General features: G+C 71.0%; 26 protein-coding genes. 12 read left to right on the top strand and 14 right to left on the bottom strand.

What is annotated here, in order from left to right:
* Positions 1-60: 60 nt before the first annotated feature.
* From AB0I03_RS09265 to AB0I03_RS09250, 4 genes are all read left to right on the top strand, one after another.
* Positions 61-897, top strand: a complete 837-nt coding sequence (locus AB0I03_RS09265; protein ID WP_360409050.1) for a hypothetical protein — start codon at positions 61-63, stop codon at positions 895-897.
* 205 nt (positions 898-1,102) lie between these two features.
* Positions 1,103-1,324 carry a BldC family transcriptional regulator gene (locus AB0I03_RS09260; RefSeq protein ID WP_205328228.1) on the top strand — a complete coding sequence of 74 codons (222 nt, stop codon included), beginning with the start codon at positions 1,103-1,105 and terminating at the stop codon, positions 1,322-1,324.
* 348 nt (positions 1,325-1,672) lie between these two features.
* Positions 1,673-2,200 (top strand): hypothetical protein, encoded by a 528-nt coding sequence (locus AB0I03_RS09255; protein WP_360409046.1) that lies wholly within the window; start codon positions 1,673-1,675, stop codon positions 2,198-2,200.
* Between the two features lies 1 nt (position 2,201).
* On the top strand, positions 2,202-3,074 hold the full coding sequence (locus AB0I03_RS09250) for a PrsW family intramembrane metalloprotease (protein WP_360409043.1): 873 nt from the start codon (positions 2,202-2,204) through the stop codon (positions 3,072-3,074).
* 453 nt (positions 3,075-3,527) lie between these two features.
* Here the strand turns inward: AB0I03_RS09250 and AB0I03_RS09245 are convergent, their stop codons facing one another.
* Positions 3,528-4,430: an A/G-specific adenine glycosylase gene (locus tag AB0I03_RS09245; protein WP_360409040.1), complete on the bottom strand. Its 903-nt coding sequence runs from the start codon at positions 4,428-4,430 to the stop codon at positions 3,528-3,530.
* Positions 4,431-4,557: 127 nt separating this feature from the next.
* On the opposite strand from AB0I03_RS09245, the gene AB0I03_RS09240 reads away from it, so the two are divergent.
* On the top strand, positions 4,558-5,220 hold the full coding sequence (locus tag AB0I03_RS09240; RefSeq protein ID WP_360409037.1) for a hypothetical protein: 663 nt from the start codon (positions 4,558-4,560) through the stop codon (positions 5,218-5,220).
* Positions 5,221-5,233: 13 nt separating this feature from the next.
* Here AB0I03_RS09240 and disA read toward each other — a convergent pair whose 3' ends face one another.
* Together disA and AB0I03_RS09230 are read right to left on the bottom strand one after the other, a co-directional pair.
* The gene (disA, locus tag AB0I03_RS09235; RefSeq protein ID WP_360409034.1) at positions 5,234-6,313 is read right to left on the bottom strand and encodes a DNA integrity scanning diadenylate cyclase DisA; all 1,080 of its coding nucleotides are present in this window, start codon (positions 6,311-6,313) and stop codon (positions 5,234-5,236) included.
* A 223-nt stretch (positions 6,314-6,536) separates the two neighbouring features.
* On the bottom strand, positions 6,537-7,130 hold the full coding sequence (locus AB0I03_RS09230) for a hypothetical protein (protein WP_360409031.1): 594 nt from the start codon (positions 7,128-7,130) through the stop codon (positions 6,537-6,539).
* Positions 7,131-7,277: 147 nt separating this feature from the next.
* On the opposite strand from AB0I03_RS09230, the gene AB0I03_RS09225 reads away from it, so the two are divergent.
* Complete coding sequence (locus AB0I03_RS09225; RefSeq protein WP_360409028.1) at positions 7,278-7,970, top strand: hypothetical protein; 693 nt, start codon at positions 7,278-7,280, stop codon at positions 7,968-7,970.
* On the opposite strand, the gene AB0I03_RS09220 is transcribed toward AB0I03_RS09225, so the two are convergent.
* From AB0I03_RS09220 to AB0I03_RS09200, 5 genes are all read right to left on the bottom strand, one after another.
* The gene (locus tag AB0I03_RS09220) at positions 7,891-9,477 is read right to left on the bottom strand and encodes a glycoside hydrolase family 13 protein (protein WP_360409025.1); all 1,587 of its coding nucleotides are present in this window, start codon (positions 9,475-9,477) and stop codon (positions 7,891-7,893) included. The two genes, AB0I03_RS09225 and AB0I03_RS09220, sit on opposite strands and share 80 nt — an antisense overlap.
* Positions 9,474-10,826: a Gfo/Idh/MocA family oxidoreductase gene (locus AB0I03_RS09215; protein WP_360409022.1), complete on the bottom strand. Its 1,353-nt coding sequence runs from the start codon at positions 10,824-10,826 to the stop codon at positions 9,474-9,476. The genes AB0I03_RS09220 and AB0I03_RS09215 overlap by 4 nt, the downstream gene beginning before the upstream one ends.
* Positions 10,827-10,831: 5 nt before the next feature.
* The gene (locus AB0I03_RS09210) at positions 10,832-11,653 is read right to left on the bottom strand and encodes a carbohydrate ABC transporter permease (RefSeq protein ID WP_360409019.1); all 822 of its coding nucleotides are present in this window, start codon (positions 11,651-11,653) and stop codon (positions 10,832-10,834) included.
* A gap of 146 nt (positions 11,654-11,799) precedes the next feature.
* Positions 11,800-12,771 carry a sugar ABC transporter permease gene (locus AB0I03_RS09205; protein ID WP_360409016.1) on the bottom strand — a complete coding sequence of 324 codons (972 nt, stop codon included), beginning with the start codon at positions 12,769-12,771 and terminating at the stop codon, positions 11,800-11,802.
* A 152-nt stretch (positions 12,772-12,923) separates the two neighbouring features.
* A complete protein-coding gene (locus AB0I03_RS09200) occupies positions 12,924-14,300 on the bottom strand; it encodes an extracellular solute-binding protein (RefSeq protein ID WP_360409013.1) in 1,377 nt (458 codons plus the stop codon).
* A 196-nt stretch (positions 14,301-14,496) separates the two neighbouring features.
* Here AB0I03_RS09200 and AB0I03_RS09195 point away from each other — a divergent pair, with 196 nt between their 5' ends.
* Complete coding sequence (locus AB0I03_RS09195; RefSeq protein ID WP_360409010.1) at positions 14,497-15,201, top strand: sulfotransferase domain-containing protein; 705 nt, start codon at positions 14,497-14,499, stop codon at positions 15,199-15,201.
* 9 nt (positions 15,202-15,210) lie between these two features.
* Here AB0I03_RS09195 and AB0I03_RS09190 read toward each other — a convergent pair whose 3' ends face one another.
* The gene (locus AB0I03_RS09190) at positions 15,211-15,798 is read right to left on the bottom strand and encodes a DinB family protein (protein WP_360409007.1); all 588 of its coding nucleotides are present in this window, start codon (positions 15,796-15,798) and stop codon (positions 15,211-15,213) included.
* Between the two features lie 76 nt (positions 15,799-15,874).
* Between AB0I03_RS09190 and AB0I03_RS09185 the strand changes: the two genes are divergently transcribed.
* Positions 15,875-16,609, top strand: a complete 735-nt coding sequence (locus AB0I03_RS09185) for a nucleotidyltransferase domain-containing protein (RefSeq protein WP_360409004.1) — start codon at positions 15,875-15,877, stop codon at positions 16,607-16,609.
* 30 nt (positions 16,610-16,639) lie between these two features.
* Here AB0I03_RS09185 and AB0I03_RS09180 read toward each other — a convergent pair whose 3' ends face one another.
* From AB0I03_RS09180 to AB0I03_RS09170, 3 genes are all read right to left on the bottom strand, one after another.
* Positions 16,640-17,260 (bottom strand): hypothetical protein, encoded by a 621-nt coding sequence (locus tag AB0I03_RS09180; protein ID WP_360409001.1) that lies wholly within the window; start codon positions 17,258-17,260, stop codon positions 16,640-16,642.
* A gap of 156 nt (positions 17,261-17,416) precedes the next feature.
* Positions 17,417-17,824: a hypothetical protein gene (locus AB0I03_RS09175; RefSeq protein ID WP_360408998.1), complete on the bottom strand. Its 408-nt coding sequence runs from the start codon at positions 17,822-17,824 to the stop codon at positions 17,417-17,419.
* 225 nt (positions 17,825-18,049) lie between these two features.
* A complete protein-coding gene (locus tag AB0I03_RS09170; protein WP_360408995.1) occupies positions 18,050-19,336 on the bottom strand; it encodes an adenylosuccinate synthase in 1,287 nt (428 codons plus the stop codon).
* Between the two features lie 126 nt (positions 19,337-19,462).
* Between AB0I03_RS09170 and AB0I03_RS09165 the strand changes: the two genes are divergently transcribed.
* The 3 genes from AB0I03_RS09165 to AB0I03_RS09155 all read left to right on the top strand — a co-directional run bounded on the left by AB0I03_RS09165 (position 19,463) and on the right by AB0I03_RS09155 (position 23,792).
* Positions 19,463-20,293, top strand: a complete 831-nt coding sequence (locus AB0I03_RS09165) for a hypothetical protein (RefSeq protein ID WP_360408992.1) — start codon at positions 19,463-19,465, stop codon at positions 20,291-20,293.
* A gap of 270 nt (positions 20,294-20,563) precedes the next feature.
* Positions 20,564-22,483: a beta-galactosidase gene (locus AB0I03_RS09160; RefSeq protein WP_360408989.1), complete on the top strand. Its 1,920-nt coding sequence runs from the start codon at positions 20,564-20,566 to the stop codon at positions 22,481-22,483.
* Positions 22,484-23,030: 547 nt separating this feature from the next.
* Entirely contained in the window at positions 23,031-23,792 is a 762-nt protein-coding gene (locus AB0I03_RS09155; RefSeq protein WP_360408986.1) for an SGNH/GDSL hydrolase family protein, read from the top strand.
* Positions 23,793-23,939: 147 nt separating this feature from the next.
* On the opposite strand, the gene AB0I03_RS09150 is transcribed toward AB0I03_RS09155, so the two are convergent.
* Positions 23,940-24,224, bottom strand: a complete 285-nt coding sequence (locus tag AB0I03_RS09150; RefSeq protein ID WP_360408983.1) for a helix-turn-helix transcriptional regulator — start codon at positions 24,222-24,224, stop codon at positions 23,940-23,942.
* On the bottom strand, positions 24,224-24,460 hold the full coding sequence (locus AB0I03_RS09145) for a hypothetical protein (protein WP_360408980.1): 237 nt from the start codon (positions 24,458-24,460) through the stop codon (positions 24,224-24,226). Before AB0I03_RS09145 ends, AB0I03_RS09150 begins: the two co-directional genes overlap by 1 nt.
* A gap of 143 nt (positions 24,461-24,603) precedes the next feature.
* On the opposite strand from AB0I03_RS09145, the gene AB0I03_RS09140 reads away from it, so the two are divergent.
* A complete protein-coding gene (locus AB0I03_RS09140) occupies positions 24,604-25,803 on the top strand; it encodes a DUF4253 domain-containing protein (RefSeq protein WP_360408977.1) in 1,200 nt (399 codons plus the stop codon).
* Position 25,804 lies beyond the last annotated feature (1 nt).

Below are 25,804 nucleotides of genomic sequence, written 5' to 3'. Positions count from 1 at the left end.
TCGTGTCGTAGCGCGGGTATGCCTACGCCACCAGCATATGACTATGGAAGTATTCGCTTCGTGTACGCACCGAACGCGTCCTATCTGCGCGTCTACGAGCCGGCGGGGGCGTTCGTCGACGCCGACTACTGGCGTGCGTACGCCGCGTCCGGCCGCGCGGTCGACCCCCTCGAAGGGCCGAAGCTGCGCCGCGAAGCACTGTACGAGCGCATCGGGTGGCCCTGGCGCGGCGTCCCCTCCTTCGCACGCGACGCGTACGTCATCGACCGCGGCCGCGACGCCGACCCCCTCATCTGCCCCTGGAACCTCCGCTACCGGATCGCCGCCTCCGCACTGGAGGTGCGGCGCCTGACCCCCGAGGCCGTCGCCGAGGCGCTGTTCCCGCCCGACTTCCTCTCCTCCGCGGCCGAGGTCGTCGCCCTGGACGACGGCGCCGACCGCCACGACGCGCCCGCCGACGCCCACGAGCACGTCGCGTCCTGGTCCGTGCCGCTGCGCTGGTTCGCGTGCGTGCGGCCCGAGGACCGCGAGCTGGTGATCCAGCGCGGCGTCGCCCAACTGCGCTACCGCACCCCGATCGCCAAGGCCCGCACCGGGCTCGTGGTCGCCCGCAACCTCGTGCGGGCCGAGTTCGGCGAGGGCGCCGAACTGGCCGAGGCCCTCGCCGAGACCGGCGACTGGCTCGACGGCTTCCACCGCGACTCGGTCGTGGAGCTCGACTACGGCGGCCTCGCCGCGCGCATGGACCCCGAGGAGCTGCGGGCCGAGGACTCGGTCGACCTCACCTGGCAGGCCCTCGACCACCTCGGTGCCTCTGAGCCGGAAGAGGCGCAGGACTGCTATGCCCGCCTTGTTGACCGATGGCGTGATCGTCGTCTCGCGGAGCGATTGAACTGACTTCGGACGCACCGGCACGGCAAGCTCGTTGCCAGGGCATTCGCATGTGGAGTGATCACTCGGATGAGGGAACCGAGCGGAATGTCCAAGCAAAATCGGCCGTTCGGCCTATGTCGGACATCTACGACAGGACGGACGATTGCAGAAGGAACGAATCAAGGCTCGGCGCCGGTGATTCGTAGCCCGTCTGTGGAGGAGAAGAACGATGACGACAGAGCTGAACCTTCCGGTGGAATCCGAGGCCCTGCTGACCCCGTCCGAAGTCGCCGCGATGTTCCGCGTCGACCCGAAGACGGTCACCCGTTGGGCGAAGGCCGGCAAGATCTCGGCGATCCGGACCCTCGGCGGCCACCGCCGCTACCGCGAGTCCGAGATCCGCGCCCTGATCAACGGCGACATCCCCGCTCAGCGCGTCGCCGCGGAGTAGTCGCAGTATCGAGCAGCGGAGGTGCCACCGACCAGGCACCGCCACTGGCAAGCAGCAAGTAGCGCCGTGACCGCACGGTGAAGGAACCAAGGCCGGACCACCCTTCCGGCCACCCACGGCGAAGCATGCGAGCCGTGAACCCGCAATGCCCCATCGAAGCCGCGGACGTCGGCGCCGCGGATTCCGACGATCGAGGACGCGGGCCCTCCCTCAGGGCCCGCTTCCCCGCACCGGACAGGCCACGCCCCGCACCGACCGGCCGCGCCCCGCACCGACCGGCCGCGCCCGGCCCTCCCGTACGCGGGCATTCCCGATGCGCCGCCGGGGAGCGCGTGCCACGCTTGAACCGTGACTCCCACGAAGAGCCTCGCCATCGCCACCGCCGTCGCAGCGGTGGTCCTCACCTTCGCGCTCGCCGTGCCGCTCCTGAACAAGGCCGTCTCCCCCACGATCGATGTGGGCGGCGAGACCTTCACCCTCTCCGGCGTCACCCTCACCGCCCCCGACGAGGTCCGGATGCGCCCCGGCTACTACCAGCCCGGTTCCGGCCGCGTCGAATTCCTTGTGGGCGAAGCGGAAGTGGACATCGCCGTCGCCCGCCCCTACGACTTCGACGCCGAGTACCTGGCCGACGAGATGACGCGGCTCCTCGAGGTCCAGCCCGGCGTCCAGCTCACCGAACCGCGCGACTGCGCCGCGGACGGCGTTGAAGGCGCGGGTCGCAGCTTCGTGACCGAGACCGGCGCGGGCTTCGCGTGCGCATTCGTGCACGACACGGTCCGCGCTGAGGTCACCGCTACGGGCGCCTCACTAGACTCGGCCACTGTGGACAGAATCGACGCGCTCATCGGCCAGCTGTCCTTCGGGACCGCCTGACATGCGGATCGACCCCGCCTCCCCCGTGCAGTGGACGGCCCTGCTGCTCATCGGCGCGTCGGGCATCCTGCTCCTGTACAACACCCTCCCGGTCGCCCTCGCCTACCCGCGCGCGGGCACGACCGCGCTGGTCCTCTTCTCGCTCTTCGCGGTCCCGTTCTGGTGGCTGCGCGGGCGCGTCGCCGACCGGCTCGCCCTCCCCGCCGCCGCACTCGCGATCGGCCTCGTCTGGGGCGCCACGGTAGCGGTCATGACGTCCCTGTTCGGCTCGCGCGCCATGCACGGCCTGCTCGCCACCGCGAACGGCCCGGCGTGGGCCGAGCGGTGGTCGCCGGTGCTGGCCGCGCCGGTGGTCGAGGAGGTCGTGAAGGCCGCGGGCGTGGTCCTGGTGGTCGCGATCGCATGGGGGCGCGTGCACGGGGTGCTCGACGGCATCGTGCTCGGCGCGTTCTGCGGCGTGGGCTTCCAGATCGTGGAGGGCTACGCGTTCGCGATGTCGAGCACGGTCCTGAACCGGGCCGGGGACGTGGTCGAGCCGGTGATCGCGGTGTTCATCGTGCGCGGGGTGCTCGCGGGGCTGTGGAGCCACGCGGTCTTCACGGCGATCGTCGGCGCCGGGGTCGCGTACGCGGCGACGCGGCGCACGATGCGGTCGGTGTGGGTCGCGGCGGGGGCGCTGGCGGGGGTGATCGCCTTGCACGCGCTGTGGAACTCGCCGCTGCTGCGAGACGGGCTCGGGCTGGGCGCGTTCGGCGTGCTGGCCGGGGTGATGCTCAAGGGCCTGCCGGCGGTGCTCATCGTGTGGTGGCTGGTCCGCTGGGCGAAGCGGGCGGAAGCGCCGGTGGCGAGGAAGCCGGAGGCGGAGACGGCCTGAGGCGTAACAATGCGGTCCCGGTCTGAGCGCGCGATACCAGGACTGCATTGTCGGTCTTGGCGAAGCTTGCGAGCCATAAATGTGCTCGGCAACGTAACAATGCCGCCCCGGTCTGAGCGCGCGGTACCGGAACGGCATTGTCGTTGCTCGGTCGCGTCCGTCGCTCAAGGCGTCCGCTCCCGCATGGCCCGCAATTCGTGCGTCCGGTCCGCGGTCGACGCGACGTGATTGGCGCGAGCCGCGTCGTCGTGTTCCTGGCCGGCCGCTCGGGGGCGGCCCTGCGGTAGGCGATTCGGTCCTGGCACCGGCGGTGAGTGGACCCGTTGGTCCTTCCGGCGCCTCACTTGGTGACGAGTGAGGTTCGACCCAGGGCCGCCGATTCCTGAGAATCAGCGCCGACCGAGCATCGTGAAGTTCTCTCAAATCCGACGCTACCAGCCCCCGGAGGCTTTGTCACCGACTCGGGAGTTCGAATCGTCCCGATTCGTCGGTGCCGATCAGGCCCTCGGTGATGAGCTGCGCGACGGCTTCGTCGAGCATCCTCCGGTCCGGCCACACCGCGTCGATCCGCGCCCGCTCGACCGGCTCCTCAGCGTCCCTGAGCAGGGCCATCACCTCACCGCGCACATGCCGGTTGGTGCCCTTGTACTTCTGGCGCTTGCGGCTCGGCCCGGCCGGGACCTCCTGGCCGGAGAACCCGCACACGTCGCTCACCGGGCAGGCGCCGCATTCGGGCGCGCGCGCCGTGCACACCAGCGCACCGAGTTCCATGAGCGCCACCGAGACGCGGGCCGCCGTCGGCGCGTCCGCGGGCAGCAGCGACTCGGCGGCGGCAAGGTCGGCGCGGGTGGTCGCGGTCCCGGCGTCGCTCTGCCCGCCGAGGCGGGCCACGACGCGGCGCACGTTGGTGTCCACGACCGCGTGGCGGCGGCCGTAGTGGAAGACCGCGACCGCGGCCGCGGTGTAGACGCCGATGCCGGGCAGCTTCACGAGCTCGACCGGGTCGGCGGGCACGACGCCGCCGTGCTCGGTGGCGACGATCCGCGCGCACTCCTGCAGGCGCAGGGCCCGGCGCGGGTAGCCCATGCGGCCCCATTCGCGCAGGACGTCGGCCGTCGGGGCGGCGGCGAGGTCGGCCGGGGTCGGCCAGCGCGCCATCCAGGCCTCCCACACGGGGGCGGCGCGGGCGACCTGGGTCTGCTGGCTCATGACCTCGGAGACGAGGACGCCCCAGGCGGTGGTTCCCGGTCGGCGCCAGGGCAGTTCGGTGCGGTGGTGCGCGTCGAACCAGGGGAGCAGCCGGCCGCTCACGGCTTCGGGGGCGGGCAGGGTCGGCGGGGTGTCGGCGGCGCGCATGCCTCCCATTGTGGGTGCGGGGTCCGACATCCGGTCGGGAGGGTCCGGCGGGGCGCGGCGGGTTCGGCTCGGGCGGACTCGCGTGTAATTCCGCTCGCATGCGGCTCCGCTGCGTTAGCGTCCCGGCGTGCAGGGTTTCAAGGGCAAGTTCGTGAAGGGCTCGGAGCCGGAGTCGGTCTACTGGAAGCGGCGGGCGATCGTGGCCGGGGCCGTGCTCGTGCTGGTGGTCCTGGTCGTGCTCGGGCTCAGTGCGCTCGGCGGCGGTGAGGGGAAGCCCGAGACGAAGGGCGATGCGGCCCAGAACGAGTGGCAGCCGCCGTCGCCGTCGTCGACCTTGAACCGGCCGTACATACGCGAGACGCCGGCCGCGGCCGAGCCGAGCGGCTCGCCGTCCCCGACGGAGCCGGCGGTGGTGGCGTGCGCGCCCGACGACCTGATGCTGCAGGTGGTGGCCGCGTTCGACGAGGTGCGGTCGGGTTCGGAGGTGCCGGTGAGCGTCCTGGTCGCGAGCGGCGCGGACACCGCGTGCACTGCGGACCTGCGCGAGGTCGCGGTCGAGTTGACGGCCGGCGCGGACATCGTCTATTCGACCGCGCACTGCGAGACCCCGCAGGGCGAGGAGGTCGAGTTGAGCGACGGCGCGGGCCAGACCGTGGAGTTCACGGTGGACGGCCTGGCGTCGGAGGAGGCGTGCGCGGGTGCGCGCCGGGAGCTGCCCGCGGGCGAGTACGAGCTGCGGGCGCGGCTGGGCGAGGCCGTGTCGGCGCCGACGAACCTGCGCCTGACGTAGCTCCCCGACCCGGCTAGAGGTACCGGTCGAGGATCGAGACCTCGGCGAGGCGGGTCAGGGACTCGCGGATGCTCTGCGCCCGCCCGGGGCCGATGCCGTCGACGTCCTGCAGTTCCTCGACGGTGACGCCCAGCAGTTCGGGCAGTGCCCCGAAGTGGCCGACGACCCGTTCGATCACGGCTTCGGGCAGGCGCGGGACCTTGGCGAGCATGCGGTAGCCGCGGGGGCTCACCCGCCGGTCGAGCACGTCGGGCGAGTTCGGGTAGCCGAGGGAGCGCGCGACGGCGATGAGGTCGAGCAGCTCGGGGGAGCCCATGCCGTCCACGGCGTGCAGGGCCTTGCGGTAGTCGACGCCGTCGGGCAGGTAGTCGCGGACGATGAGTTCGCGGTCGGCGTCGACGCCGGCCATGAGCTCGTCGAGCTGGAGGGCGAGGAGTCGCCCGTCGGTGCCGAGTTCGATGACGTGGCCTTCGACCTCGTCGGCGATGTGGCGGGCCATCTCGAGGCGCTGGAGGACGGTGACGGCGTCGCGCACCGTGACGAGGTCTTCGATCTCGAGGCTGGAGAGGCTGCCGGCGACCTCGTCGAGGCGCAGCTTGTACCGCTCGAGCGTGGCGAGGGCCTGGTTGGCGCGGGAGAGGATCTGCGTGGACGGTTCGAGCAGGTGGTGGATCGAGCCCATGTACAGCCCGATGGTGTGCATCGACTGGGAGACCGAGATGACGGGGAAGCCGGTCTGGATGGCGACGCGTTCGGCGGTGCGGTGCCGGGTGCCCGACTCGTTCGAGTGGATCGAGGGGTCGGGCATGAGGTGGACGCCGGCGCGCACGATGCGCGAGCCGTCCGTGGTGATGACGATCGCGCCGTCCATCTTGCACAGTTCGCGCAGGCGGGTGGCCGAGAACTCGATGTCGAGCTCGAAGCCGCCGGTGCAGATGTCTTCGACCTGGCTGTCGCAGCCGACGACGATGAGGGCGCCGGTGCGGCCCCTCAGGATGCGCTCCAGGCCGTCGCGCAGCGCGGTGCCGGGCGCCATGGTGGCCAGGGTCGCGCGCAGGCCCTCGTCCGGGATCGACGCCACGGGTACCCCCAAATGCTGGACGGGCCGCCGGCGAGAGTGGCCGGGCGGTTGAGGCGACCTTCCCTCCAGGGGCGCGGGACGTCAGGTCGCCTCCAGTGTACGGATCACCAGCACGGGTCAGGGAGCGGCATTTGGGGCGAGCCGCGCATCCCGGACCGGCGCGCCGGATGGCCAGGGCCGCGACGTGCGGCCGGGCCTGATTTCGCTCAGGGCGAACACCCCGGCGCGTCGGGCCTCAGAGCCGGTCGACGACCTGGACGTGCCCCGGCGCGAACGAGGCCAGCCGCGCCAGCAGCTGCTGCGGCTCGAGCGCGAAGTCCTTGCAGCGCACCGCGAGGTCGAACCCGGCGACCAGGCCCTCGGTGGCCCGGTTCGCCTCGCGCAGCACCGAGCGGCCGAGGAACCCGGGACGGTCGGAGCCGCCGCGCCCGAGGTAGTTGTCGGCCGCGAACAGCAGGTACGAGGCGCCCCGCCGCTTCGACCCCACGTGGATCGCGGCCAGCTCCTCGATGTTGCTCCACGGGATGAGCAGGCTCTTGCCGAACCCGGCCCGCACCCGCAGCCCGAAATGGTTGACCATGAGCTTCGGCGGCCGCACGAGCGGCAGGAGGAAACTCGTCGCGCCCAGCACGGCCATCACGGTGAAGAACCCCGGCAGCGCCGCCACCGGGTTCGGCTCGCCGGAGTCGAGCGTGTCCGGCTCCGTGCGCACGAGCAGGTACAGGCCGACGATGAACGCGGCGCAGACGAGCGAGTAGAGCACCAGCGAGGAGATCCGACGGGTCGGCGAACTGCGCTCGATGGCCACCCATTCCGAGCTCCTGCGCACGGCTCACCTCCTCGGCGGCAACTCTAGCGAGACGGGGCGACTCACGCCACGACCGAAATGACCGCGGCCGCACCCCGTGCGCCAGGCCCCGCCTGCGGCGTGCGCCAGGTCCGGCCCGGTGGCCGACCGGCCCTAGGCTGGACCGCCATGTACCCGTCTCCCGCCTCGGCCCCCGCCCCGGACGCGACACCGGTCCCCATCGGCCGCCGCATCGCCCTCACCTGGGCGTGCCTCGGCGTCGTCGCCGCCCTGCCCGCCGCATGCGGCGCGTTCCTCGCCGCTCACGAGGCCCTGGGCCTGAACCTGGTCCATGTCCCGTTCGCCTCATTCGCGAGAGGCGCGCTCCTCCTGCTCTTCTGCGGCACGCTCGCGTTCCTCTGCCTCCGCACCGCCGAACACCGCCGCCACCTCGTGATCAGCACCGACCACGCGGGACTGTGGCTGGTCGACGGTGACGCCCGCGCCGTCGTCGTCCCCTGGAACGACGTGGCCGCGATCGGCCTCCACGAGTACGTCCAGACCTCCCAGGGGTGCTCCCTCAGCAGCTGGAGCATCGAGCTGCGCCTGCACGAGCCGATCGAGCAGGGCGACCCGCTCATCGAGCGACTGGTCCTCCCCGCCGACCCGCCCCGGTACATGATCCGGCTCCCGCGCGGCACGCACGCCGACGCGATGGCCGCCGTCCGGGCGCGCGTGCCCGAGCTCTGGCTCGAGGCCCCCGACCCCGCTGACCTCAGATGGCGTGCAGCCGCGCCCCAGGTCAACCGGTGCGCAGCCACACCGCCGCGTCGGCCGGAAGCCGCTTCCCGTGCGTCCCTTCGAGTGCTGCACTGGCGATGAGCGGTTCGCCGGCCGGGACGTCGATCTCGTGGTCGGTCAGGTTCACCACGCACGCGAAGCCGGGGTCGCGCTCGAACGCGAGCACGCCCGGATCGCTGTCCAGCCAGCGCATCTCGCCGTCGCCCAGCGCCGGGTCGCTCCGGCGCAGGCGCAGCGCGAGCCGGTACAGCGCCAGCATCGAGTCCGCGTCGGCCAGTTGCCGGGCGGCCGTCAGGTCGCGCCACTGCGGCGGTTGCGGCAGCCACGCGGCGCCCGTGCCGAACTCGAACGGCGGGGCGTCGCCGCCCCACGGCAGCGGCACCCGGCAGCCGTCGCGGCCCAGGTCGAGCCCGCCGGTGCGGGCGAACACGGGGTCCTCGCGCAGTTCGTCAGGCAGGTCGAACACTTCGGGCAGGCCCAGTTCGTCGCCCTGGTAGACGTATACGCCGCCCGGGAGTGCCATGGTGAGCAGCGCGGCGGCCCGCGCCCGCCGGGTGCCTGCGGCGAGGTCGGTCGGGACGCCGTGCTCCCGTTTGAGGAACATGCTGTTGCTGCGGCCGTAGCGGGTCACGTGCCGTGTCACGTCGTGGTTCGAGAGCACCCAGGTCGGCGGGGCGCCCACCTGGGCGTGGGTCGCGATGGTCCGGTCGATGACGGCCCGCAGCGCCCCGGCCTCCCACGCGCATTTGAGGAACTCGAAGTTGAAGGCCGTGTGCAGCTCGTCGGGGCGCAGGTAGCGGGCGAACCGCTCGGGGTCGCGCACCCAGATCTCGCCCACGAACACCCGCTCGGGCCCGTACTCGCCGAGCAGGAGCCGCCAGTCGCGGTAGATCTCGTGCACTTCCGGCCGGTCCTTGTCCGGTTCCTCGTCGGCGTCGGTGAACGTCGGCACGCCTTCGAAGCGGCCGCGCTTGTCCGGCAGCCCGGCCTGCTTGATGAGGCGGGCGGCGACGTCGATGCGGAAGCCGTCCACGCCCCGGTCGAGCCAGAACCGCAGGATCGACTGGAACTCGGCCCGCACCTCCGGGTGCTCCCAGTTGAGGTCGGGCTGGGAGGAGTCGAAGAGGTGGAGGTACCACTGCCCGTCGTCCACTCGCGACCAGGCGGGGCCGCCGAAGCGCGACTGCCAGTTGTTGGTCTCGTCGCGGAAGTGGAACCGTTCGCGCGCAGGCGAACCGGGGCCGTCGCGCAGGGCCTGCTCGAACCAGGGGTGCCGGGCGGAGGTGTGGTTCGGGACGATGTCGACGATGATCCGCAGTCCGGACCGGTGCGCCGCGTCGATGAGCCGCTCGGCGTCCGCGAGGGTGCCGAAGGACGGGTCGATGTCCCGGTAGTCGGCGACGTCGTAGCCGCCGTCGGCCATGGGGGAGACGTACCACGGGTTGATCCACAGTGCATCGACGCCGAGCTCGCGGAGGTACTCGAGCCGCGATTCGAGGCCGGCGAGGTCGCCGACCCCGTCCCCGTTGCCGTCCGCGAAACTGCGCAGGTACACCTGGTAGATCGCCGCGCCCCGCCACCAGGTCATGTCGCCTCCCAAAGAATCGTGCGCCGCTCGAGCCGCGCCCGCTCGGCCGCGAACGCCATCCGGTGACTGTCCAATGCGGCCTCGAGGTCGTGGGCGGCGGCCTCGCCGCCTTCGAGCGCGGTGATGAACGCGTCGATCAGCGCTTCGTCCCCGCCCGAATGCCCCCGGTGGTCCGGCTCGGGCGAGCCGTCGACCGGCGTGTCCGCCTCGGCCGGGCCGGCGTGCACTTCGAACACCCGGTGCCCCAACGGGGGCCGGGTGAAGCGCGCCCCGATCCGCGCCTCCGGGAGCTCCGGCAGCGCCGCGGTCGGCGAGAACAGGTCCACCTCGAAGCGGCCCGTCCGCAGGTTCCCCGCGATCTCCCCCGCCGTCCCGGTCAGCCGCACTGTGCGCGTGTTCTGCCCGGTGAACGCCGAGGTCGAGAGGGTCGCGGTCAGGCCGCCGGGGAACGCGACGACGGTCTGCTGGTGGTCCACGACGTCGTTGTCCGAGTGGAACACGCACCGCCCGTACGGCCCGCGCCGCAGCGCCGCCAAACGGCCCTCCGGGCTGGCGTCGTCGCCGAGGAGCGCCACCGGCCAGCCGTCCCGGTCGGCAAGGGCCTCAACGTAGTAGCGCGGGGCGTAGAACGGGCACGAGCCGGCGGCCGGGCACCCGTCGAGACAGTGGCCCGGCGCGCCCTCGGGCGCGTTCTCAGGCCGGAAGTAGGCGAGGCTCCCGGCGCTGGACACGGAGGCGGGGGACTCGCCCGCGAACCAGCGGATCATGTCGAGGTCGTGGCAGGTCTTGGCGAGGACCATCGGGCTGGAGGCGGCGAGGTTGCGCCAGTTGCCGCGCACGTAGGAGTGCGCGAAGTGCCAGAACCCGATGTGCTCCTCGACGCGCATGGTCACGAGCCGCCCGATCGCGCCCTCGTCGACGAGCCGCCGGATGGCGAGCCAGAACGGCTGGTAGCGCATCACGTGCCCGATCCATATGCGGGCCTTGCGGTCGCGGGCGGCGGACGCGAGCGCTTCGAGGTCTTCGGGGATGGTCGCGGCGGGCTTCTCGAGGAGGATCGGCAGGCCGGTCTCGAGGGCGGCGAGCGCGGCGGGCACGTGGAGGCGGTCGGGGAGGGCGATCACGAAGGCGTCCAGGCCGATCGCCGCGGCGTCCGCGATGAGGTCGCGCCAGTCGGGGTAGCGGTGCTCGTCAGGCACGCGGCCCGCGTCGGCGAGCTGATTGCGCCGGTGCGGCACCGGATCGGCCACGGCTGCGACGGCGGCGCGGTCGGGCCGGGTGAGCGCCCAGCGGCCGTACGTGTCGGAGCCGCGCGCGCCCGCGCCGAGGATGCCGAGTCGTATCGCCATGCGCTTCAGCCTTTCTCTGCGCCGGAGGTGAGTCCCGTGACGAGCAGCCGCTGCGCCAGGAAGAACCCGGCGACCACGGGCACCGTGATCGCGATCGACCCGGCCATGAGCACGTTGGTCGGCACCGAGAACTCGGTGAGCTGCGCGATGCCGAGCGAGACCGTCCAGCGGTCGCGGTCGGCGACGAGGAAGAGCAGTGCGAACAGGTACTCGTTCCAGGCGATCATGAAGACGTAGAGGGCGGTCGCGGCGATGCCGGGGAGGGCGAGGGGGAGCACGACGCGGCGGATCAGGGCGAGGCGCCCGCAGCCGTCGATCATCGCCGCCTCCTCCACTGAGGACGGCACTGCCATGAGGTAGGTGCGGAGCATGTACAGGGCGACGGGCACGGTCTGCGCCACGTACACGAACACGAGGCCGACGAGGGTCCCGGTGAGGCCTACCCGGCTGAGCAGCACGAACAGCGGCACGGCGAGCACGATCCCGGGCAGGAGGTACACGCCGAGGAAGACCACGTTCACCGTGTCGCGGCCGAAGAAGCGCAGCCGCACGGCCGCGTACGCGCCGAGGACGCTGAAGAGGATCGCGAGCGCGGCGGTGGCGAGCGCGACCTGCAGCGAGTTCCACATGTTCCCGCCGAGCCCGTATTCGGCGATCGCGGTCGGGTACGAGTCGAAGGTGAGCTCGTCCAGGGACGGGACGAGGTCGAGCGGCTCGGACACCACGGACTGGAAGGACCGCAAGGAGAGCAGCACACCGTAGAGCAGCGGCCCGGCGGTGACGGTCACCGCGACGGCGATGACGGCCCAGCGGAGGACGCCGAGCACGCGGTCCTCGGCGGTCCGGCGGGCACGCCGCAGACGCCTTGCACCTCTGGGTTTGGGCCCCCGGTTTCCAGAGTCGCCGAGGGGTACGACATTTTCGCCCGCCTCAGACACGATCGGGTGACCCGAGTTTCCCGTGCGAGTCTCGCTCATGCCCGCTTCCGCCTGATCATCCACGCGTACACGGCGACCACGACCAGGAGCATCCCGGTCATGAGCAGGCCGGTCGCGCTCGCCGTGCCGATGTTCGCGCGCACCACCAGCTCCGAGTACACCCGCACCGCGAGCACCTCGGTGCCGCCCGCGCCGCCGGTGAGCAGGTAGATGTCGTTGAAGTTCTGGAACGACCACAGGAACCGCAGCACCGCGAGCAGCGCCATCACCCCCGCCAGCTCGGGCAGGAGCAGGTGCCGGAAGATCCGCGTCTTCCCGGCGCCGTCGATCTGCGCGGCCTCCTCGACGTCCTCCGGCACCACCTGCAGCCGCGCCGTGATGAACAGGAACGCGAGCGGGAAGGTCTTCCACACCTCGAACGCGATCACGCACAGCAGCGCCACCGGCACCGCGAACGGCCCGAGGTCGCGGCTCGTCGTCGTGAGGAACGCGATCGGCTCGGCCCACCCGAGCCATTCGACGCCCACCGCGTTCACCAGCCCGTACCCCGGATTGAGCAGCGTCTTCCAGATCGTGGCGGCCGCGACCACCGGCAGCACATACGGCACGAGCACCAGCGCCCGGATCAGCCCGCGCCCCCGGAACGGCCGCCGCAACGCCAGCGCGACCGCGAGCCCCCAGAGCACTGCCCCGGCGGCGGAGGCCCCCGCGTAGACCGCAGTGGTCCCCGCGGCCGACCAGAACCGCGGCGAGCTCCATACGGTCGCGATGTTGTCGCCGGTGAACACGAGGTTGTCGAGGTAGAGGCGCGGGATGTCGACCAGCCGCACGTCGAGGAACGCGAACAGGACGACCGCGAGGAACGGCAGCACCGCGAACAGCAGCACCACGATCACGGTGGGGCCCACCAGGAGCCGCCCGTGCAGGTCTTCGCGCTGCGAGATCGTCAGCGGCTTCGGGCGGCGCCCGCGCGGCGGTTCGGGGACGGGCCGCTCGTCGGTGCGCACGCCGACAGCGCTGCCGACCGCTGGGAAAGGGCCCCCGGTTTCAAGCGTGCCACCGGGGTCCGACACCGGTTGGGCGCCGCTGTTCGAATCCGGGGAGCGTCCGCGGCCCCGCCCCGGGGGCAGCCCGTCGTCCCGCCTCGCGCCGTCTGCGCTCATCCGCCCAGGTCCTGTTGCGCCGCTTCGACGCTCGCGGCCATCGCGGCCGCGACCTCGGCGGGCGGGGCGCCGTCGAACAGCGCTTCGGCCTCGGTCGCGAGGATCGTCTGGGAGAACACGATCCCGGCGAGTTCGGCGTCGGGGGTGCCCCAGCCCCAGCGGGTGAACTGCTCGGCGCCCGCGGCGAGCCGCTCGACCAGGGCGGGCCCGTAGATCTGCTCGATCGAGACCTCCTGGGTCTGGTCGTTGCCGAACGGCAACTTCGACCACGCGTCCAGGTACTCGGTGGACCCTGCCTCGGGGCCCGGCCGCACCGGGATGCGCCCCTCGGTCGCGGAGGCGAGATTCTCGACGTATCCGTCGGTGAGCATGTACTTCACGAACTCCGTGGCGTCCGCGGTGTTCGCGCCCGCGGGGATGCCGTAGTTCGTGGTCTGCCCGTACTCGACCGGGGCCTCGGCGCCGGTGCCGGTGAACGTGGTCAGGTACGCGGTGTTCTCCGCGAGGAACCGCGGGTCCTCGGCGCACTCGGGGCAGGTCACGGGGTTGTCGACGTCGAGGCCGGCGACCTCGTCGACGATGTGGGAGGAGAACAGCACCATCGCAGCGGACCCCGAGAGGTAGGCCGCCCGCGCGGCCTCGACGTCCACTTGCGCCGGTCCGGCCGCGGCGGCGAGGCGCTGGTAGTGGGCCAGGCCGTCGACGCATTCGGGGGAGTCGATGGTGACCGCGCCGTCGGTGGCGAGACGGCAGCCGAACGGGAGGAGCATCGACTCGATGCCCTCCTGCGTGTACACGTCGCCGGGGGTGGTGCCGATCGCGATGCCCGCCAAGCCGTCCGCGTCGAGCCGCTCGGCGGCGGCCACGAGGTCCGCGACGGATGCGGGCGGCTCGAGCCCGGCGTCCTCGAACAGGTCGGTGCGGTAGGCGATGGTGTGGCCCCACCCGTCGGACGGCACGGCGTGCAGGCGGCCATCGACGGTGACCATGTCGAGTGCGGCCTGGCTGAACGTGTCGGCGCCCAGGTCGTCGACGATCGCCTGCGGCGCTTCGTCATCGAGCAGTCCTTGCGCGGCCCACGCGGCGGTGCTCGACGGGTTGTGGGCGATCACGTCGGGCACGTCGCCGGAGGCGGCTGATGTGACGAGCGTCTGCCCGGCCTGGTCGGGTTCGAGCGGGACCATCTCGACTTCGATGCCGGTGGCCTCGGTGAACGCGTCGATCACGGGCTGCTGCGCCGCGATCCGCTCGGGCGTCGTGTACGGGGTCCAGAAGACGATCGAGCCGTCGCCGTCCTCGGACTCCTCTGGGCTGCAGGCGGATACGGCGAGCAGCAGCATCGCGGCCGCTACGCAGGTCGTCATTGTCCTCATAGCCGCTCCTAAGGGGCGAATCGGCGCGAACAGCGTCCATTCCGCACTATAGCGGCGAAGCGTGGCCGAGCGGTACCCCTGCGTGGCCGCGAATCGCGGAGAATGCCCGCTTTCGTATCCCCGGGCCGCGGGAACGGAGTCGAGGCCGTCGCGGTGTCTCAGGCGCAGTGTCGCAGGCGGGGCCTAGGCTGTCGCGGTGATCGTCTGGCTCGCCTCCTTCCCCCGCTCCGGCAACACCTTCTTCCGCATCGCGCTCCACCGCCTCTACCGCGTACCGACCTATGTGGTCTACGACGTCGACGGCGTCGCAGCCCAGATCGGCCCCGAGCTGATGGACGCCCGCGCGCGGCCCTGCACCTTCGACGAGATGCGCGCCTCCGACGAGGTGTACTTCGTCAAGACCCACCGCAGGCGCGACGACCCGGTGATCGCCGACGAGGACCGGGCCGTCTACCTGGTGCGGGACGGCCGCGACAGCGTGGTCTCCTGGGCCCGCCTGAACACCGCCGGCCTCGCGGGCGCGGCGGACTATGAGGACCGGTTCGCGGCGGAGGCCCGCGCGATCATCACCCGCCGGACCGGCGGCACGGGAGGCTGGGGCCAGAACGTGCTCTCCTGGCATGGCTCGGCGCGCCCGGACCCGGTCCGGGTCCGCTTCGAAGACCTCATCGCCGACCCTCGAGCCGCGGTCGTGGCCGCCGTCGCCGAGGCCGCCCCAGACTTCGTACTCGACGAGCGGGCCGAGATCCCTTCGTTCGGCGAGCTCCACGGCCGCGAGCCCGGCTTCTTCCGCTCAGGCACCACGGGAACCCACCGGAGCGAGCTCCCGTCCGACCTGCACGACCTGTTCTGGGACCAGCCGGACAACGCGGTGGCCATGCGGCGCAACGGGTATCGGTGAAGTCGACGTTCAGCGTCCCGCAGCTTCGCGGGCGGTCGCCTCGAGCTGATCGCGATACGCGGCCCACCAGGCGTCGTCCTCCTCGGGCACGAACCTGAAGTCGTGCCGGAGCCCGGTCGCGCCGTCGATGAGTTCGCGCACGATGTCGGCATGGCCGGCATGGCGGTTGGTCTCACCGATCATGAGGACCATCATCTGGTGGAGCGTGACCTCGGCCTGCTCGGCGGGCCACCACGGGACGCGGCCGACGGCACCGAGACCGAGCGCATCGACCGTAGCGTCGGAGTGCGCCCAGACGCGCCGGTAGAACGCGGTGACCGCGGCACTGGACTCGTCCGCGCGGGCCCAGAGGTCACCGTTCGGTTCGTCCATGTCGTGCTCGAACCAGGGCGGAGGATCGCTCACGGGGCGGCCGAAGACCTCGCCGAGGTACCCCGACTCAATGCCGGCGACATGCTTGACCAGGCCGAGAAGATTCGTGCCGGTCGGGGTCATGGGGCGGCGCAGGTCGTACTCCCCCAAGCCGTCGAGCTTCCAGAGCAGGCTCTCGCGGCAGCCCCGGAGCTCATGGTGCAGTCGCGCCTTCGCGTCGGTCATGCCCGCGATCGTGCCACGCGGGTACGACGCCGCGCCCGCGAACAGGCGCGGGCTTCCGCGTCATAGGCTCGGCCCCATGTTCACCACCGCCGACCGCGAACGACTGCGCGACACCCTCATCGCGACCGCCGAGCACGACGGCGAGGTCGTCGGCGCCGCCCTCGTCGGCTCCGCCGCCACCGGCCGCGAGGACGCCTGGTCCGACATCGACCTGATGCTCCAGATCGACGGCGACCCCGACACGGTCGCCGAACGCTGGACCGCCGCGTTCTACGCGGACCACGGGGCGGTGCACCACCTCGACGTCATCGCCGACGGCGTCCTCTACCGGGTGTTCCTGCTCGAATCCTCGCTCCAGGTCGACGTCTCCTTCTGGCCCCGCGACCGCTTCCGCGCCACCGAACCGGGCTTCAAACTCCTCTTCGGCACCCCCAACCCGCCGACGGCACCCAACGCGCCCGACGTGACGCACCTGATCGGCATGGGCTGGCTCTACGCCCTGCACGCCCGCTCCGCGATCGCCCGCGACCGCCACTGGCAGGCCGCCATGATGCTCGACCACCTGCGCGACACCGTCCTCGCGCTCGCCTGCGTGCGCCTCGGGCGCAACCACCACCACGGGCGCGAAGCCGACCTGCTCCCGCCCGAGGTCCTCGACGCCCTCGCCGCAGCCCGGGCCGCCGCACTCGACCGCGAGGAGCTCGCGCGATCGAACACGGCCCTGCTGGAGTGCTTCGCCGCAGAAGTCGCCGCCTACGACCCGGCGCTGGCACAAAGGCTGAAACCGGCCCTCGGCAAGCTCAGGATCTGACGTCCCGTCCGCGACCGGAGCGGGCAGGCCTCATTCGTCCTCGTCGACGAGCCTGATCTCGTCGACGTGCAGCGTGACCTGAATCGGCTCCCGGTCCGGATGGTCGTCGAACTCCACGACGACCGTTCGCGGCTCGGCGGGCAGGTCGACGACCGTGCCGACGGCGCGCGCCCGCAGCCCGATCTTGTCGATGCCCTCGAGGAGTTCGACCCGGTCGTGATACGTGAACGGTTCCGGTACGGCAGGCCCCAGGACGGTTTCCCGAGGGCTGCGATCGAAGCACCAGGCGCGCGTGTTCCGGTGGGCGAGAAAGTAGAGCAGCAGGATCGATATGCCGAGCCCCGCGCCGCCGGTGCTCGTGGTCCCCGCCTGCGCCGCGAGGACGATTTCGAGGACCGTGAGCACGATCGCCGCTCCGCACAGGACGATCCCCGTCATGCGCGCCCAGGGCCTGCGCATCGCGACGCCGATCGCGAGGGCCGCGTGGAGCACGCCTCCCGCGATCAGCAGCAGCGCCAGCACCGGGGGGATCAGTGAGGGCAGGGCGACGCCGACGATCAGGGCCACGATCGCCTGGAGCCCGAGGAAGACGACGGCGAGGATCGCCGAGCCCGGCATGCGGGGCAGGTAAGGGTCGGCGGGACGGTTCATGATGCGCTCCTGCACAGACGAGGCCCCTCGGGGCAGGACCTTCCGAAACCCGTTGTACCAGGGCTGCACCGGGAGGGGTCCCGACCGCGACGGCATGCGGCACGCACAGCACCGCCGCACCACAGTGGAGTGTGATGCGGCGGCGTTGATATGGGATTAAGCGTCGAGGGCCTCGTTGATCTTGCGGCTCATCTCGGCCATGACGGGGCTCGGCGCGCCCTTGTGGGCGCGGGTGGCGGCTTCGATCGCGATGCGGATCGTCGCGCGGAAGTTCTCGGCCTCCGCCTCGTCGTGGGCCTTGAGCAGCTGCACCGACTCGGTGATCGCGGGCAGCACCTGCTCGGCGAGCGCCGCCGCCGACTTGCCCGGGAACTTCAGCTCCTTCGCCTTCGCTCCGGCGAGCACGTGCCCTACGGTGCCGGTGGCCGCGCTGAGCGCCAGCGCGCCGTCGGTGCCGATCTTGTGGGCGGAGCCCGCGATGCCCGCAGCGGACATGAGGCTCACGGCGCCGTAGGCGGCGATGCGGACGGTGGTCTGGTCCTGGGCGGAGAGGGTGGTGTTCATGTTGTGCTCCTTGGAGATCCGTTAGTGCGTTCCTTGTTGATGGAGCAACTATCGGTCTCCCGGCTTGCATGGCGCTGACATCGACCTGACACGGCCGCTGACGCGGCTCGACCTTCGCCCGGCCCGATGCATGTTCGGCCCCGGCTTCCTCGGCGAGCACGGGCCATGACAGGCACGACGAAGGGCGCCGGCCTGTGGCCGGCGCCCTTCGTTCTGCTTGTACGCCTAGATCATCGGGTGGCGGATGATGTTCTCTTCGCGGCCCGGGCCGACGCCGACGACGCTCACCTGGGCGCCGCACAGCTCTTCGAGGCGCTCGATGTAGCTCTGGGCGTTCGCCGGCAGCTCGTCGAACTTGCGGCAGTGGGAGATGTCCTCGAACCAGCCGTCGTGGTACTCGTAGATCGGCTTCGCGTGGTGCACATCGGTCTGCGTCATCGGCATCTCCTCGACGCGCTCGCCGTCCACCTCGTACGCGACGCAGATCGGGACGCGCTCGAGTTCGGAGAGCACGTCGAGCTTCGTCACGAACAGGTCCGTGATGCCGTTGACCCGCACCGCGTACCGGCCGAGGACCGCGTCGAACCAGCCGCAGCGGCGGCGGCGGCCCGTGGTGACGCCGTACTCGCCGCCCTTCTTGAGCAGGAACTCGCCGAACTCGTCGAACAGCTCCGTCGGGAACGGGCCCGAGCCCACGCGGGTCGTGTACGCCTTGATGATGCCGATCGCGGTCGTGATCTTGTTCGGCGCGATGCCGGTGCCGACGCAGGCGCCGCCCGTGGTCGGGTTCGAAGAGGTCACGAACGGGTAGGTGCCGTGGTCCACGTCGAGCATGGTCGCCTGCGCGCCTTCGAGGAGCACGTTCTTGCCGGCGTCGAGGGCCTGGTTGAGCAGCAGGCGCGTGTCCGCGATGTACGGCTTGAGCCGCTCGGCGTAGCCGAGGTACTCCTCGACCACGGCCTGCGGGTCGATGGCCTTGCGGTTGTAGACCTTCACGAGGATCTGGTTCTTCTCGCGGAGGATCTGCTCGAGCTTGATCGAGAGGATCTTCGGGTCGAGGAGGTCCTGCACGCGGATGCCCTGGCGCGCGACCTTGTCGGCGTACGCCGGGCCGATGCCGCGGCCCGTGGTGCCGATGCGCGCCCCGCCGAGGTACCGCTCGACCACGCGGTCGAGGGCCCGGTGGTGGGGCATGATGAGGTGCGCGTCCGACGAGAGCTTCAGGTTGGAGACGTCGACGCCGCCCGTCGTGAGCTCGTCGAGCTCAGAGATGAGGAACTTCGGGTCGACCACCACACCGTTGCCGATGACCGGGACCACGCCCGGGGTCAGGATGCCCACGGGCACCAGGTGGATGGCGTACTTCGTGCCGTCAGGGGTCACGACGGTGTGCCCGGCGTTGTTGCCGCCCTGGTAGCGCACGACGTAGTCCATCTCGGCACCGAGCAGGTCGGTGACCTTGCCCTTGCCTTCGTCGCCCCACTGCGTTCCGACGACCGCGATCGCTGGCATCTGCCCATCCTCCCGGGAAGTTGATCACCCGATTACCTGGTAAGCCTACTTGCATTCATTTATGCGGGGTCTCACCAGGCCTAAGCACTATGAATCGGGTCCCCGTCACACCGTAAGGTGGCGGCTGTGAACGTCGTCGTGTTGACACTCGTGGAAGCCAACTGCGCCAACCCCGGACCGCGCACGCAGGCCCTGCATCTGGTGGACGAGCTGAAGGCGCGGGGCGCCGTCGTGCGCACCGCCGAGGCCGACAAACCCGAGGACGTCGACGCGGCGCTCAGTGACCCGGACGAGCGGATCGTACTCGCCGCGGACACGGACGAGCAGGTCAACGCCGTCATGGCCCGGCTGGTGCGCCAGGCCGTGCCGGCCCCGAGCAAGCGGCCCGAGGGGCTGCCGGAAGGGCGCACGATCCCCGACCTCCCGCCGATCGCGATCCTTCCGCTGGCGACCGCGCCCGGGATCGTGGCGCGGCTCGGCCTGCCCAAGACACCCGTGGGCGTCGCCGCGGCCGTCGCCGAGGGAGTGGTGAAACGCACTGATCTGCTGCGCCATGACGGCGGCGGCGTCACCGTCGACGGCGTGCGGCTCGGCGGCGGGGACCGGCCGTGGCGCGGGGTCGTGAACCTCGACGACGTGGTGCTCGCCGACGGGAGCGAGCAGATCCTGGCGTGCGTGGTCGCGAACGCGGACGGGTACGCGGCGACCGACGACATGGTGCTGGCCGAACCGGATCCGGCCGACGGGAAGATCGACGTCGCGGTCGCAGTGCCCGTGACCGTGGGGCGCCTCCGCAAGCGCCTGCGCATCGAGGTGCGGCGGGCGCGGGGGCGGGCCGTGGCGGTGCACCCCGAGGACTCCGTCACCTTCATTCAAGATGGGCTCGTGGGCGAGCTCGGGCGCAAGCGCACCTGGTGGATCGAGCCGGGCGCGGCGGGCTGGTACACCGCCGCGTGATTTTGGGCGTTTCGCGGCGCTAGCCTTCAAAACGGACATCCGGAGCAGCCCCGGCAACAACCCTGGCACGGCGGTGCGACAGCGCACAGTCCGGAGGTCGGTTTCGGCTGCTCACAGGCTTTCGATTGAAACGTTTCGAGACCTTTGCCACTGCCTCATACGACTTAGTCAAACGGGGCGAAAAAGCTGGTCATGGGGTTGATGAGTGTCCCGGCTTCCCGTAGCCTGGAGTGCGCACCCGTACCTCCCCCAGTGAAGGAGCACCCCTGCATGGCGATCGTCTACGGCGGTGACTACAACCCCGAACAGTGGCCCCGCGAGACCTGGGCCGAGGACATGCGCCTCATGCGCGAGGCGGGCGTCAACCGCGTCAGCGTCGGCATCTTCTCCTGGGCCCTCTTCGAACCCGAAGAAGGCCGCTACGAGTTCGCGTGGTTCGACGAGGTCCTCGACCTCCTCGCCGCCAACGGGATCGAAGCCTGCCTCGCCACCCCCACCGCGTCCCCGCCGCCGTGGTTCGCCGCGACCTACCCCGAAGCGGTCATGGTCGACGCCGAAGGACGCCAGCTCACGCACGGCTCCCGCCAGGGCTTCGACCCGTCCTCTGACGTCTACCTCGCCAAGGCCCTCGCGATCGCCGAGAAGATGGCCGAGCGGTACGCGAACCACCCCGCACTCGCCTTGTGGCACATCCACAACGAGTACGGCTGCCACAACGCCCGCTCGTACACCAAGGCCGCGACCGCGAAGTTCCGCGTGTGGCTGCGCGAGCGCTACGGCGACCTCGACGGCCTGAACGCCGCGTGGGGCACCGCGTTCTGGTCGCAGGCCTACTCCTCGTGGGACCAGGTGTACGCGCCGCTCCCGACGCCGACGATCGCGAACCCGGGCCAGGTGCTCGACTGGAAGCGCTACTCGTCCTGGCGGCTGAAGCAGAACTACCTCGCCGAGGCCGCCGTCATCGGCAAGTACTCCGACAAGCCGATGACCACGAACTTCATGGCCGGCGGGCACCCCGACATCGACCTGTGGGAGTTCAGTGACGTCGTCGACGTCGTCACCACCGACCACTACCTGGTCGGCGACAACGCCCACGTCAAGCTCGGCTTCGGCGCCGACTACGCGCGCTCGCTCGGCAACGGCAGGCCGTGGATCCTCATGGAGCACTCCACTTCCGCCGTCAACTGGCAGGGCCGCAACCGGGCGAAGGCTCCGCGCGAATTGCTCCGCAACTCGTTCCAGCACTTCGCGCGCGGCGCGGACGGCATCATGTTCTTCCAGTGGCGCGCCTCCAAGCAGGGCGCCGAGAAGTGGCACTCGGGGATGGTCCCGCACGCGGGCACCGACTCGAAGATCTGGCGCGAAGTCTGCGAACTGGGCGCGCGCCTCGGCGACCTCGCCGAGGTCGAGGGCTCGACCGTGAGCGCCGAGACCGCGATCCTGTGGGACTTCCCGAACTCGTGGGCGCAGGAGCACGAGGCGCGCCCGACGAACGAGCTGACGGCCCAGGGGGTTTTCGACACCTACTACGCGGCGCTGTGGCGGGCGGGCATCACCGCTGACGTCGCCGAGCCCGAAGGCGACCTCTCGAAGTACAAGTTCGTGGTCGTCCCCGCGGTCTACCTGCTCTCGCGCAAGGGCGCGGAGAACCTGCGGCAGTTCGTGAACGGCGGCGGCACCATCCTCGTGACCCCGTACTCGGGGATCGCCGACGAGACCGACACGGTCTACCTCGGCGGCTACCCGGGCGCGATCCGCGACGTGCTGGGCGTGCGCAGCGAGGAGTTCTACCCGCTGATCGGCGGGAGGGTCGAACTCGCCTCGGGCGGGCACGGCACGATCTGGAGCGAGGCCGCCCAGTCGGCTGGAGCGGAAGTCCGCGACACGTACGCGGACGGCACCCCGGCGTGGCTGGTCAACAGCTTCGGCGAGGGCACCGCGCACTACCTGACGACGTTCCCGGACGACGCCACGCTCGACCGCATCATCGCCGCCGCGGCCCAGGACGCGGGCGTCGCGCCCGCAGCTGAAGCCCCGGTCGGTGTCGAGGTCGTGCGCCGCGCCCACGAGGACGGCCGCAGCTGGCTCTTCTGCATCAACCACACGGACACTGACGCGCAGGTCAAGGCGGCCGACGCGGTGATCGACGTGCCCGCCGGCGAAGTCGTCGTGCACCGCGAGCACGCGTAGACGCGACTTCGGCGCACGCGAGCGCGCCCGGTTCGACCGGGCGAACCGCTGCGACGGGAAGCCGTCGGCCGGTCTCGGTGCCGACGGCTTCCCGCCGCTCTGAACACGTTGCGGCGAATCCACCCTCGCGAACGCGTGCCGGGACGCTGGTGAGGAGCCCCCGCGATCGCACTCTTGCTTTCGCAAACGTGAGCGCGTCGGCGCTTCTGGCGAGGACCTCCGCGATGCTTCGATCCCTCGAACACGCGTGACCGAATCGGACCGCGAACCGGTGTCGGACTCCTTGCGTAGTGTTGCAATGGGGGGTCCCCGGATGTCCGATTTGCCGGGACCCTCCGTTCATGTTCGTCCGCGAGACCTCAAGGGCCCGAAGGACTTTCGCTTTCCCTCGCGCCGTCGTCCCGCCTCCCGACTGAACGGCTGTGGCCGTGCTCGCCACCTGATCGAAATCCGATCGTTATCTGGGTGAGGCAAGCTGGTCAGCGCCCGCGCCGTCACCGCGGCTGGGCGGTGTTCAGCGGAACGGCTCAGACGGAGGTGGGGTGCAATGGCAGCGGAGTACTCGAGTTTCGTGGCCATCGGCGACAGTTTCACCGAAGGGGTCGGCGACCCCGATCCGGGCGGGGACCGCTACCGCGGCTGGGCCGACCTGTTCGCCCACCGCGCCGCCGAGCAGTGGCCCGGCCTGGCCTACGCCAACCTCGCGGTCCGCGGGCGGCTCTTCGACCGCATCGTCGACGAGCAGGTCGTCCCCGCGATCAAGCAGAGCCCCGACCTCGTCTCGTTCGCCGCCGGCGGCAACGACGCCCTGCGCCCCGGCTTCAACCCCGTGCAGCTCTCCACCCGCGCGCACGAAGTGGTCCGCCTCCTCAAGGCCTCCGGCGCCGAGGTCGTGCTCTTCACCTGCGCCGACATCACCCCGCACATCCCCGGCATCGCGGTCCTGCGCAAGCGCTTCGTCGCCACCAACGACGCGTACAAGCGCGTCGCCAAGCGCCACAACGCGATCCTCATCGACCTGTGGAACGACAAGGCGTTCGAGGACCCGCGCCTGTGGTCGGAGGACCGGCTCCACCTCAACACGTACGGGCACCGGCGCGTCGCCTACGACGTGTGCGAAGCCCTCGGTGTCGACCCCGACCCGGCCTGGTCCGAACCGCTCCCGCACCTGCCCCGGCCGCGCCGGGAGATGAACGGCGTCAAGTGGGCCGGCAAGCACTTCGCCCCCTGGGTCAAGCGCCGCCTCACCGGCAAGTCCAGCGGCGACACCGTCGACCCCAAGCGCCCCGAGCTGACCAAGGTGAAATGATGCGAAGCCCGACCCGAACCGAGGAACCCTGATGGGCCTGCTCTTCAAACTCCTGGCGGTCATGGTCATCATCATGACCTGCGCCTTCTTCTTCGGCATCCTCTTCCGAAAGGGCCGCGGCAAGTAGCGCGCGAGCGCGATCCCGGTTCAGGCGGCCGCGTGCGGCTGGAAATCGATGACGAGGTCCACCTCGAGCGCTGCGGCCAGCCGCTCGAGCAGCGGAATCGTCGGGGTGACGCCGCCGCCTTCGAGTCGCGACAATTGCGGCTGGGTCATGCCGGCTCTCGCGGCCAGCTCGACCTGGCTCAGGCCCAGCTCGCGCCGCCGCTCATAGACCATCTTCCCGAGCAGGAATGCGCGCCTGGCCGCCTCGTATTCATCGGAGTGCGAGCCGCTGCGGCGCCACACCGTGTGTTCTCCGGACCTGCGCATCACATCTCCTCCTTGTCTCGATCGTAAACGGCGGTCGCGTGCGGATGCCGCGACTCGCACTCGAACTGCGCCCGCCGCGCCCGGTCGACTTCGAATCGCTCGCGAGAGCGGGTCTTGGGGAAGACGGTCGACAGCACCACGCGGCGGAACTCGCCGCGATCGTATTCGCGACGCGGCAGGTCGCCCAGCCAGTCGCGGACCTCCGGTTCGAGCTCAATCGAAAATCCTTCCTCCATGCATTCGACGGTATATGCACTTGAAAGCATAACTCGGAAACGAAACGCCGGGGCGGGGTTTCATCTGTCTGCATGACAGGGCATCATGGAGAACTGTGGGACTCCTCCAGCGTCTGTTGGGGCGCCGGGACACACCAGATTCAGTGCCAGATCCCGCCGCCCAACCTGAACCTGCCTCCGAGCCGGAGGCCGCGCCCGAACCGGTCGCCTCCTCTGGCGCCCTAGACGATGCCGCCCCCGAGAGCAGCCCGGACCCCTCGCCGGACGCTGCGGAGGAGGACAGCATCGCTACCCAGGCGCCGCTCACCGGCCTGCGGCTCGTACCCGCACTCGAACCCGAATACGAGCGTGAACCCGAGCCCGCGGGCCCGGTCCTCACGGCCGTGCCGGACCTCGAGCCCGATGAGGAAGCAAAGCCCGACCAGGACTTCGAGCCGGACACCGCACCGGATCCCGAACCGGACGAGGCACCCGCGGGCGCGACAGCGCCCGAACCGGAACCAGAGGCGGCGATCTTCGTGCCCGAGCGGCCCCGCCGCGAACTGCTCACACTGGACAAGCCCGTCCCGCCGCGCGCGCCGACCACCGGCCGCGACGAGATGATGCCGCGCATGGAGGACGACGAGTCCCTCGACATCGTCGGCTCCCCCCGCGGGGAGCTGCGCGCCGCCGGGCTCGCCGTGCCGAAGATGCACCAGCTGGTGCGCCGCGGCGACACCGCCATGTGGGCCTTCGCCGTCCGGTCCTCCGAAGCCCTCCGCTGGTGGCTCGACATCCGCCAGTCGGCCGAGCAGACCGGCTGGATGCCCGTCCTCCTCGGCTCGGCCGAGGAGTGGCGCGACAACGGCGAGGCGATCATCCACGAGGGCGACGACGAGCTCACCCGCGCCGACGAGATCGACGCCGCCGAACTCCTGCACGACAAGGCCGCCGAAGCCGGCGAGCCCGCGCGCGGCGTCCCGATCCTGCCGCGCCGCGGCGACACCGACTTCGCCACGCCCCACGAGGCGCACGGACTCCTCGGCCTCGTCAGGACCGACGCGGGCTGGAAGATCCCGGCCATGTTCCCGTGGAAGGGCTCCACGAACTGGGAGCTCTACGGCGCCGAGCACGCCGCGGTCCTGCACAGCTGGCACCGCCGCTTCGAGGCCGAGCTGGTCGCCATGACCTACGACGTGATCGAGCTCTACGTCCCGCATCCGCCGAGTGCCGAAGAGGCCCTTGCGATCGCGGGCGAGGTCTACGCGTACTGCCCCGACCTGCTCGACTCCGGCGTCCCGACCCTCGAGGACCTCGCCGAGCACATGATCAGGTCGAAGGCCTGGTACTTCCGCTGGGCGTAGG

The sequence above is a fragment of the Glycomyces sp. NPDC021274 genome (genome assembly GCF_040641195.1).
Lineage (GTDB): Bacteria > Actinomycetota > Actinomycetes > Mycobacteriales > Micromonosporaceae > Glycomyces.
The sequence above is the reverse complement of the archived record's forward strand: the minus strand, read 5'-3'. Positions and strand labels throughout refer to the sequence as shown.